Origin of the sequence: Massilia sp. CT11-108 (genome assembly GCF_047302915.1) — a bacterium.
GTDB classification, from domain to species: domain Bacteria; phylum Pseudomonadota; class Gammaproteobacteria; order Burkholderiales; family Burkholderiaceae_D; genus Telluria; species Telluria orientalis.
On sequence record NZ_JBKYMO010000229.1, the window covers coordinates 1 to 9,117 of the forward strand.

The following is a 9,117-nucleotide window of genomic DNA, read 5'->3' on the forward strand; positions in this document are numbered from 1 at the left end:
CCGCGGCGCCCGCTCCGGACGACGCGGGCCGGCCGCAAATCCAGCCGGCGGCCGCCGGCTGACCGACAGGATTACAACGTCGACATCAGTTCCTGCTTGCGCAATGCCATTTCCTGGCCCAGCGCGAGCAGGTCGAGGCCGGCCTTCTTCGCCTTCGGGAACATCTCTTTCTCTTCTTCCTTGACGTGGTGCTCGATCTGTTCGCTGAGCACTTTCACTTTCGCGTCATACAGGTCGTCGTCCGGCTGCATTTCCTGCAGCTGCTTGATCAGGTCTTTCGCCGCGGCGTGCTCGACGATCGCCTCGTCGACCATGTCCTCGCCCTCCTCGACGTTGGCCGCGCGCACGGCCGGATAGAAGATTTCCTCTTCGATGGTCGTGTGGGCGATCAGCGCCTTGCAGATCTTGTCCTTCAGCTTTTCCTTGCTGGTGGTGGCGCGGTCGCCCAGCTGCTCGAACTGTTCGAACATCTCGGACACTTCGCGGTGGTCGGCCGTCAGGAGGGCGATGGCGTCCTGGCCTGCGGCCATGGCGTTCGATTGGGTGCCGGCGCGTGCGCCGGATTGGGTTCTCGTGCTCATGTTGACTCCTTCAGTGGGGGTTATCGGCGCTTGGCCAGAGCCCTTAGAATGACCGGATCTGCAACATCGGACTGTACGGGAACTCACAAAGACGATTCCTGCGCCGCCCCGGCCCAAGCTGTTGTATCATCCCGAGAAACATAATTTGGTTGCCTTCATGAAAGTTTCGGAACCTCATCCGCCGGATTCCGGGGAAGACAGCCAGCATGCGGCGCGTGCCGCCGAGCTGGCCGAACTCCTGGCCCATATGACGACCTGCTGGGACGAAGAACGACGCCTGCTGGCCCGCCGGCTGCACGACAGCCTCGGTTCGTCGATGACGGCGCTGACGATGCATCTCGGCCTGCTGTCGCAGCACCTGCAGGAACAGCCGCAGCGCGACCGCGCCGCGCAGATGAAGCAACTGCTGAACAACATCATCGAGACCAACCGCAAGATGCAGTTGGCGCTCTGGAACGACAAGCTGGAATTCCTCGGCCCCAAGGCCGCCATCGCGGAACTCGTGCAGGAATGGAGCCGCGAACACGGCATCAAGGCGAAAGCCAGCATGCCGGACGAAGATCCCGACTACACGCGCGCCCAGGGCGTGGCGCTGCTGCGCTGTGCCGAGGAAGGCCTGCGCAACATCGTCAGGCACGCGCAGGCGGCGAAGGTCGACGTGATCCTCGACGACGACGGCGACCAGGCCATGCTGACGGTGCGCGACGATGGCGTCGGCCCCGGCACGGCCGCCTGCCCGCCAGCGAGCTGCTACGGCCTGCGCATGCTGCGCGAACGGGCCCGCACGCTGGGCGGCACCTTGACCATCGGCGCCGGACCCGACGGCAAGGGCACCGCGCTCACGCTGGTCTTTCCAAAACAAGGAAACTGAGAGGCGACCTAACGCTCAGTGCAGTTTGACGAGCGGCGTCGTCCGCCGGATCAGGAAGCGCGCGAACGCCATCAGGCCCGTGCGCAGCGATCCCAGCACGGCCTTGTGGTGCATCAGGTGCAGGCTCATGTACATGATGCGCGCCATGAACCCTTCGACGAACAGGCTGGCGCCCCGTAGCGAACCCATCAGGCTGCCCACCGTCGTCTCGCGGCCGATCGAGACGAGCGACCCGTAATCGCGGTAGACGTAGGGATCCTTCTGCGGTTGTTCGCCCTTGTCGAGGCGCAGGAACGTCTTGAGCAGATAGTCGGCCTGCTGGTGCGCGGCCTGGGCAAGCAGGCGCAGCAGGCGCAGGCGGAACCGTTCCGCGTCCTCGGTGGCATTCAGGGAAATCGTGTGTTCGCGCGCGCCGGGCACGCCGAAATAATTCGACGTGCTGCCGACGGCGATCACGAGCGAGCGGTAGCCGAGGGTGCGCTCGGGCAGCACCTCCTCGCCGTCGCCGGCCGCGGTGACGGGAGCGATCGTGATGCGGTGCGCGGCCGCATCCAGCGCCGTCATGGCGCCGTACACGAAGGAAAAGCCGCGGTCGTGCGCCAGCATCTGGTACGACAGGCCTTCCTGGTGGATATCCAGCGTGCCGGCCGCCACCTCGTGCAGCGACGGCTTCCACACGTGGTACAGCCGGCTGTCGACCAGCGTCACCTTGTCCGGGCCGAGTTTGCGGCCCAGTTTGCAGGCCAGCTCCAGTCCGCCAGCCCCGCCGCCCACGATCACGATATCGCTTTGCAAGCCTGCCTCCGTCGGTCGCGCCCGTTGCCGGGCTCACGCAGGCAGTTTACTACGGGGCGGCGAAACCACCCGGCACGGATCAGTCGTGGCCGTGTCCGTGACCCTTGCCGTGGCCGTGGCCGTGGCCATGGCCATTGCCGTGGCCGCGGTCCCAGTCGCCGCCGTGGCCGCGGTCGTCGCGGTACTCGACGCGCTCGACGACACGCACTTCGCGCGGGCCGCCGCGGTAGTCGCCGCGGTAGCCGACATGCTCGCGGTAGCGCGGCACATACGTGTTCGTGTACCACTCGTCGCGCACGAACAGGACCGGACGGCCGCAGGCGCCGTAGCGGCCGCAGAACTTGGCCCAGTGCTTGCGGTGGCCCGGCGGCACGCGCAGGTACACGGGCTCCGCGACGTAGTGCGGCGCCGGCGCGATGATCACCGGCTGCGGCGCGTACACGACGGGACGCGGCACGTAGTCGCCGATGTCGATGCGGCCATAGAAGCCGGGCTGGCCGATGCTGACGGAGACGTTGGTCTGCGCCAGGGCCGGGAGGGAGGCGGCGCACAGCGCCACGCCGAAGATCAGGGCTTTCATAGGATGACCTCGTTGTAATGTTTAAGTGAAGTTTATCAAATGAAAGCATATGCACAATTCGCTGCAACACCTGCTTACATTGTCGTTCCGGGCGGGATTACCACAAACCGCAGCGCAACAATTCCACTGCAGTAAGTGCGCAGCTACAATCGCGGCCTCAACCACTGAAAGGCTATCGATGTTCGCAAAATACACCGTGCTGGCCGCGGCCGCCCTGCTGGCGGCAGGTGCCGCCAACGCGCAGGTCGGCGTAACGGCCGACCTCGGCTCCACCGGCGTGGGCTTCCACGTCGTCGTGCCGATGGAAACCTATTTGAACGGCCGCTTCGGCGCCAACTACTTCCGCCACAACTTCGACAAGACGTCCGACGGCGTCGACTACGACATCAAGGGCAAGCTGCAGACGTTCGACGTGTTGTTCGACTGGTACCTGACCGAAGGCAGCAGCTTCCACCTGACCGGCGGCCTCGTCTACAACGGCAACAAGTTCAATGCGAAAGCGAAACCGAACGGCACCGGCGGATTCACGCTGAACGGCCACGCGTATTCCGCTACCGACGTCGGCCTGCTGACCGGCCGCATCGACTACCGCAAGGCCGCGCCCTACCTGGGCATCGGCTGGGGCAACGCGCTGGCCCGCTCGTCGCACTGGACCACGAATGTCGATCTCGGCGTCTTCTACCAGGGCAATCCGAACGTCCAACTGGCCAGCGTCGGCTGCACGGTGTCGAACACGGTCTGCAAGGCCCTCGCCAGCGACGTCGCCGTGGAGCGCCTGCGCCTGCGCGACGACGTGGATGCGTTGAAGGTCTATCCGGTCGTGCGCGCGAGCATCGGCTACCAGTTCTGACGATGTGACCGGCGCGCCGCTCGCCCCGGCGTTGCGCTACGATGCTGCCAAAGGAGGCGCATCATGAACCATCGCGCACGCTGGAGCCTGCTGCTCCTGGCCTGCCTCATGCTGGTGGCCTGCCAGGACCGGCGCGAACCGGTGAAGCCCACCGTCGTGCTGGCCGCGGCCGCCATCGCCGTCACGGCCTGACCGCGCGATCGCCGCGCGGCCTGCCCGCCTTCCGGCCCCGTCCGCGGGCCGGTGTCCCTGTGCATCCTCGTGTTAGAATCTTCCCTGCCATAAGGCAACGCTAGGGGTCCTGCAGCCGCCACCGCGGCCGCGGGTGAGAAACACCCTCCGAACCTGATCTGGGTAATGCCAGCGAAGGGAAGCATGCGGATTCCGGTCGCGCACCGGCTCCGGTTCTCCCTTGCCGGCTCCACCCGTCGCACTTACGAGGAGCCGCATGCATCGTCCCGTTTTCCATCTGGTCGCGCACCCATGAACGTGATCGTCCTGGGCGCCGGCGTCGTCGGCACGGCATCCGCCTGGTATCTCGCAGAAGCCGGCCACGACGTCACCGTCATCGAACGCCGGAGCGGCCCCGCGCAGGAGACGAGCTTCGCCAACGGCTGCCAGATCTCCGTCTCGCACGCCGAACCGTGGGCCACGCCCGCGGGCCTGCTGAAGGTCGTGCAATCCCTGGGCCGCGCCGACGCGCCGCTGCTGTTCCGCCTGCGGGCCGACCCGCTGCAATGGCGCTGGTGCCTGCAATTCGTGCGCGAATGCGCGCCCGGCCGCGTGGCCGCCAACCTGCGCCGGATCGTCGCCATGGCCGAATACAGCCGCCGCAGCCTGCAGGCGCTGCGTGCGCGCACCGGCATCGAGTACGACAGCCTCACGCGCGGCATCCTGCACTTCTACACGGACGCACGGGAATTCGAGCGGGCCTGCGATGCGGCCGCCGCGATGCGCGACCTGGGCTGCCCACGCATGACGGTCGATGCCGACGAGGCCGTGCGGATCGAGCCGGCCCTCGCCGCCGTGCGCCGCAAGCTCGTCGGCGGCGACTTCACGGCCACCGACGAATCGGGCGACGTCCACCGTTTCACGACGCAGCTCGCGGCACGCGGCGCGGCGGCCGGCATCCGTTTCACGTACAACACGACCGTCACGCGCCTGCTGGCCGAAGGCGACCGCATCCGCGGCGTGGAAATCATCGATGCGGACGGCCGCCACCGCGTGCTGCATGCGGACGCCGTCGTCGTCGCCCTGGGCAGTTTTTCCGTCGGCCTGCTGGCGCCGCTGGGCATCCGGCTGCTGATCTATCCCGGCAAGGGATATTCCGCCACCTACCCCATCCTCGACCCGGACGCGGCGCCCACGGTCTCGCTGACGGACGACGGCCACAAGCTCGTGTTCTCGCGCCTCGGCGACCGCCTGCGCGTGGCCGGCACGTGCGAACTGAACGGCTACACGCGCGACCTGAACCCCGTGCGCTGCGACGCGATCACGCGCCGCGTGCGCGCGCTGTTCCCGGACGCCTGCGACTACGACAACCCGACCTACTGGGCCGGCCTGCGCCCGCTGACGCCGTCGAACGTCCCGTACATCGGCCGCACGCGCTACGCGAACCTGTACCTGAACACGGGGCACGGAACGCTCGGCTGGACGATGGGGTGCGGGTCGGGGCGGGCGATCGCGGACATCGTGTCGGGGCGGACGCCGGAGGTGGACTTCGCGTTCACTTGCGGGGCGTGACAATCGACGTGTTTTGCGGCGCGCGAGCCATGCTACATTACCGTCTTTACACGACAAGGCAGCAATGAAAAAGCTATTCGAAAAATACCGGTGGGTCGAACTCCCCTGCCTGTTTTGCGCGATGGCGCTCGCCGACGCGCTGCTGCGCGCCGCCGGGCTGGACGCCGCACTGCCCGGCCACGGTTCTTCGCTCGCGCAGCTCGTCGTCTGGACCTGCTGCGTCTTCGCCGTCGACCGGGCGCTCCGGTTCGCACTGTGGGCCGTCGTGCTCGTCGTCGCGCCCGCGCGCGCCGCCAAGATGCCTTGAACCCGGCTTGAAGAATCCGGCGGGCGTCATCCGCGTCCTGTACGCGGTCTGTATGGCAGGGGCTGCCTGGAACCATGCGCGCGCCGTGTTCCAGCACGGCCTCGGGTGGGACTACGGCGGCGTCCCGCCATTTGTCTCCGCTTTCTGGACGTCGCTGACGTTCCTCGATGCGCTGGCCGTCGTCCTGCTGCTGGCCCGGCCACGCGCGGGCGTCGCGCTGACCGCGCTCATCATCGTGTGCGACGTGATCGTCAACACCTGCGTCGGGCTGGCGTACGGCTTCGATGCCGCATCGTTTGCCGCGCAGTGCGTGTTCCTCGTTTTCGTCCTGGGCACGGTCCAACTGACCTGGGCACCGCAACTCAACCCGGCGCGTCGTCTCTGACGAACCGGCCGCTAGGCACCAGCACCCGTTCGATGTCGGCCACGACCCGGTCACTCCCGTCGGGAGCATGAATGACACAGGCCCAAACGTCGTCGTCGATCTCGTAGCATCCGCCCGCGTACGACCATGCGCCCACATAGCGGTCGCTCGCCATCATCGCCTGCGCCGCCGGCGCGGATGTCGGTGCGCACGTGGCACCGAGGCCAGCGGCCAGGAGGCGCGCGAGGTCCGGAAATCCCGGCGCCCGGTGATCCCCGCAAAAATCGATGCGCAGTCCCGTTCCGCCGCTTACGGACCTGATCCGGAATGTCTCCACGTCCCCTCCCTGCACCGACAGGTTACACTGTCGCCTTTTACAAACCGCCTCGTTCACCATGTCGTTCGCATCGCTCGGCCTGATCGACCAGATCACGCGCACCCTCGCTTCGCTGTCCTACAACACGCCCACCGCCGTCCAGTCGCAGGCGATACCCGCCGTGCTGGCCGGCCGCGACGTCATGGCGGCCGCCCAGACGGGCACCGGCAAGACCGCCGGCTTCGCCCTGCCCCTGCTGCAACGGCTCGTGATGGACGGCGCGCAGGTGGCGGGCAATTCGGCGCGTTCCCTGATCCTCGTGCCGACGCGCGAACTGGCCGAACAGGTGCACGAGAGCGTGCGCGCCTACGGGGCCGGACTGCCGCTGCGCACGATGGTCGCGTACGGCGGCGTCAGCATCAATCCGCAAATGATGCGCCTGCGCAAAGGCGTCGACGTCCTCGTCGCCACGCCGGGCCGCCTGCTCGACCTGCAGCGCCAGAACGCGGTGCGCTTCAACCAGGTGCAGACGCTCGTGCTGGACGAGGCGGACCGCATGCTCGATCTCGGCTTTTCGCGCGACATCGACAACCTGCTCGCGCTGCTGCCCAGGCGCCGCCAGACCCTGCTCTTCTCCGCCACCTTCTCCGACCCGATCCGGGCGCTGGCGACGAAGCTGCTGGACGATCCGGTCAGCATCGAGGCCACGCCGCGCAACACGACCGTGAAGGCGATCCGCCAGTGGATCGTCCCCGTCGACAAGAAGCGCAAGCCGGACCTGTTCCTGCACCTGCTGAAGCGCCACGGCTGGCCGCAGGTCCTCGCGTTCGTGAAGACGCGCAAGGGCGTCGACCAGCTCGTCGACCTGCTCGACGCGAAAGGCATCGCGGCCGACTCGATCCACGGCGACAAGCCGCAGCCCGCCCGCCTGCGCGCGCTCGACCGCTTCAAGGCGGGCGAAGTGCGCGTGCTCGTCGCGACCGACGTCGCCGCGCGCGGCCTCGACATCGAGGAACTGCCGGTCGTCGTCAACGTCGACCTGCCCATCGTGGCGGAAGACTACGTGCACCGCACGGGACGCACGGGCCGCGCGGGCGCTTCCGGTGAAGCGGTGTCGCTCGTGTGCGCGGACGAAGTCCAGCAGCTGGCCGCCATCGAGGCGCTGACGAAGCAGGCGCTGGAGCGCAAGGACGAAGCCGGCTTCGAGCCCGAGCACCGCGTGCCGCAGACGAATGCGGCCGGGCAGGTCGTCAAGAAGCCGAAGAAGCCAAAGAAACCGAAAGGCGGCACGAAGGACGCGCGTGGCGACGCACCCGTCGTGCGGGAAGACGTGCGGTTCAGGCGCTGACCGGATCGCGCGGGTCCGGCAGGGCAAGGTGGCGCGCCAGCGCACGATCAGTTCAGCGATCTTGCCTCCGTTCGTTTGTCGCACCGATTTTACGTGACGCAAGCCGCAAAATGATCACGGTTGGTCACCACGACGTCACCGCAACTCCAGCCAGAATTTACGCACACCCTCGTCCTCGTCCACCGGCCCGACGGTGAACCCGAGCTTCTTCACGAGGCCGATGACGGGCGCGTTCTGCGGCAGCGCCTCGCCCACGATCTCGCGCGTGCCGCGCGCGCGGCAGTAGGCGATCAGCTTGTTCATCAGCATGACGCCCAGGCCCTTGCCCTTCAAGTCGGAGCGCACCGTCACGGCGAATTCCGCGCTCATGTTGTCCGGGTCCGCCACGACGCGGGCGACGGCGAGCGTCTCGGGATGGCCGTCCGGCCCCGTGCGCGTGGCGATGAAGGCCATCTCGCGGTCGTAGTCGATCTGCGTGAAGCGCGCCAGCTGCGCAGGCTGCAGCTCGCGCACGCGCACGAACATGCGGTAGCGGACGTCGTCCGGCGTGAGCGCGTTGAAGAACGCCACGTGCGCGGCGCCGTCTTCCGGACGGATGGGCCGCAGCAGGATCGTCCCGCCCTGCCACGGCACGACTTCTTCCAGCTCGACCGGATACGGGCGGATCGCGAGCCGGTCGAGCGCATTGCCTGCGCGGTCGGCCATCGCGATGCGCATGCGCGCGTCCAGCACGACGGCGCCGTTGGCATCCGCGAGCAGCGGGTTGATGTCCAGTTCGACGATCTCCGGCACCTCGGCGATGAGGCGCGCCACCTGCACGAGCACGGCGGCGATCGCATCCAGGTCCGCGGCCGGGTGGTTGCGGTAGCCGGCCAGCTGGCGCGCCACGCGCGTGCGCGCGATGAGGTCGCGCGCCAGCACCGTGTTCAGCGGCGGCAGCGCGACGGCGTGGTCGTTCACCGCTTCCACCGCCAGACCACCCTGGCCGAACAGGATCACGGGGCCGAACACGGGATCGGTGGCGGCGCCCGCGATCAGTTCGTGCGCTTCCGGATTGCGCGCCATCGCCTGCACGATGAAGCCGTCCAGGCGCGCGTCCGGCTTCAGTTCCGCGAGGCGCCGCGCCATGCGTTCCGTCGCGGCGCGCACGGCGTCGGGCGTGTCCAGGTCGAGCGAGACGCCGCCCACGTCCGACTTCTGCACCACGTCCGGCGACAGGATTTTCACGGCGACCGGATAGCCGATTTCCGCTGCCATCGCCACCGCCTCGTCCGGGGTCGCCGCGGCGCGCGTGGGGACGGTGGGGATGCCGTAGGCGTCCAGGATCGCCTTCGTGTCCGGGTCGTCCAGCAGGTAGCGGCC

12 protein-coding genes and 1 riboswitch are annotated in these 9,117 nt (G+C 67.9%); of the genes, 7 read left to right on the forward strand and 5 right to left on the reverse strand.

All coding sequences use genetic code 11. The features are described from left to right. Positions 1–71: 71 nt before the first annotated feature. Positions 72–581 carry a hemerythrin domain-containing protein gene (locus ACEN88_RS18050; protein WP_413341724.1) on the reverse strand — a complete coding sequence of 170 codons (510 nt, stop codon included), beginning with the start codon at positions 579–581 and terminating at the stop codon, positions 72–74. A gap of 157 nt (positions 582–738) precedes the next feature. Between ACEN88_RS18050 and ACEN88_RS18055 the strand changes: the two genes are divergently transcribed. Further along, positions 739–1,452, forward strand: a complete 714-nt coding sequence (locus tag ACEN88_RS18055; RefSeq protein ID WP_413341726.1) for a sensor histidine kinase — start codon at positions 739–741, stop codon at positions 1,450–1,452. 15 nt (positions 1,453–1,467) lie between these two features. Here ACEN88_RS18055 and ACEN88_RS18060 read toward each other — a convergent pair whose 3' ends face one another. Together ACEN88_RS18060 and ACEN88_RS18065 are read right to left on the reverse strand one after the other, a co-directional pair. Continuing rightward, positions 1,468–2,247 carry an FAD-dependent oxidoreductase gene (locus ACEN88_RS18060; protein ID WP_413341728.1) on the reverse strand — a complete coding sequence of 260 codons (780 nt, stop codon included), beginning with the start codon at positions 2,245–2,247 and terminating at the stop codon, positions 1,468–1,470. Positions 2,248–2,326: 79 nt separating this feature from the next. Continuing rightward, positions 2,327–2,827, reverse strand: a complete 501-nt coding sequence (locus ACEN88_RS18065; protein WP_413341730.1) for a hypothetical protein — start codon at positions 2,825–2,827, stop codon at positions 2,327–2,329. Between the two features lie 178 nt (positions 2,828–3,005). Between ACEN88_RS18065 and ACEN88_RS18070 the strand changes: the two genes are divergently transcribed. The 5 genes from ACEN88_RS18070 (at position 3,006) to ACEN88_RS18090 (ending at position 6,112) form a co-directional block, all read left to right on the forward strand. Further along, positions 3,006–3,677: a hypothetical protein gene (locus ACEN88_RS18070; RefSeq protein WP_413341731.1), complete on the forward strand. Its 672-nt coding sequence runs from the start codon at positions 3,006–3,008 to the stop codon at positions 3,675–3,677. Positions 3,678–3,740: 63 nt separating this feature from the next. Next, a complete protein-coding gene (locus ACEN88_RS18075; protein ID WP_413341733.1) occupies positions 3,741–3,869 on the forward strand; it encodes a hypothetical protein in 129 nt (42 codons plus the stop codon). Positions 3,870–3,961: 92 nt separating this feature from the next. Beyond that, positions 3,962–4,066: riboswitch (TPP riboswitch) on the forward strand. Positions 4,067–4,160: 94 nt separating this feature from the next. After that, entirely contained in the window at positions 4,161–5,420 is a 1,260-nt protein-coding gene (locus tag ACEN88_RS18080) for a D-amino acid dehydrogenase (RefSeq protein WP_413341735.1), read from the forward strand. Positions 5,421–5,484: 64 nt separating this feature from the next. Continuing rightward, a complete protein-coding gene (locus tag ACEN88_RS18085; RefSeq protein ID WP_413341737.1) occupies positions 5,485–5,727 on the forward strand; it encodes a hypothetical protein in 243 nt (80 codons plus the stop codon). A gap of 7 nt (positions 5,728–5,734) precedes the next feature. Then, entirely contained in the window at positions 5,735–6,112 is a 378-nt protein-coding gene (locus ACEN88_RS18090; protein WP_413341739.1) for a hypothetical protein, read from the forward strand. On the opposite strand, the gene ACEN88_RS18095 is transcribed toward ACEN88_RS18090, so the two are convergent. Next, a complete protein-coding gene (locus ACEN88_RS18095; RefSeq protein ID WP_413341741.1) occupies positions 6,090–6,488 on the reverse strand; it encodes a hypothetical protein in 399 nt (132 codons plus the stop codon). The genes ACEN88_RS18090 and ACEN88_RS18095 overlap by 23 nt on opposite strands. On the opposite strand from ACEN88_RS18095, the gene ACEN88_RS18100 reads away from it, so the two are divergent. Further along, positions 6,487–7,755: a DEAD/DEAH box helicase gene (locus tag ACEN88_RS18100; RefSeq protein WP_413341743.1), complete on the forward strand. Its 1,269-nt coding sequence runs from the start codon at positions 6,487–6,489 to the stop codon at positions 7,753–7,755. The genes ACEN88_RS18095 and ACEN88_RS18100 overlap by 2 nt on opposite strands. Positions 7,756–7,890: 135 nt before the next feature. Here the strand turns inward: ACEN88_RS18100 and ACEN88_RS18105 are convergent. Next, a partial coding sequence (locus ACEN88_RS18105) for a GNAT family N-acetyltransferase (protein ID WP_413341744.1) occupies positions 7,891–9,117 on the reverse strand: 1,227 nt, incomplete at its 5' end.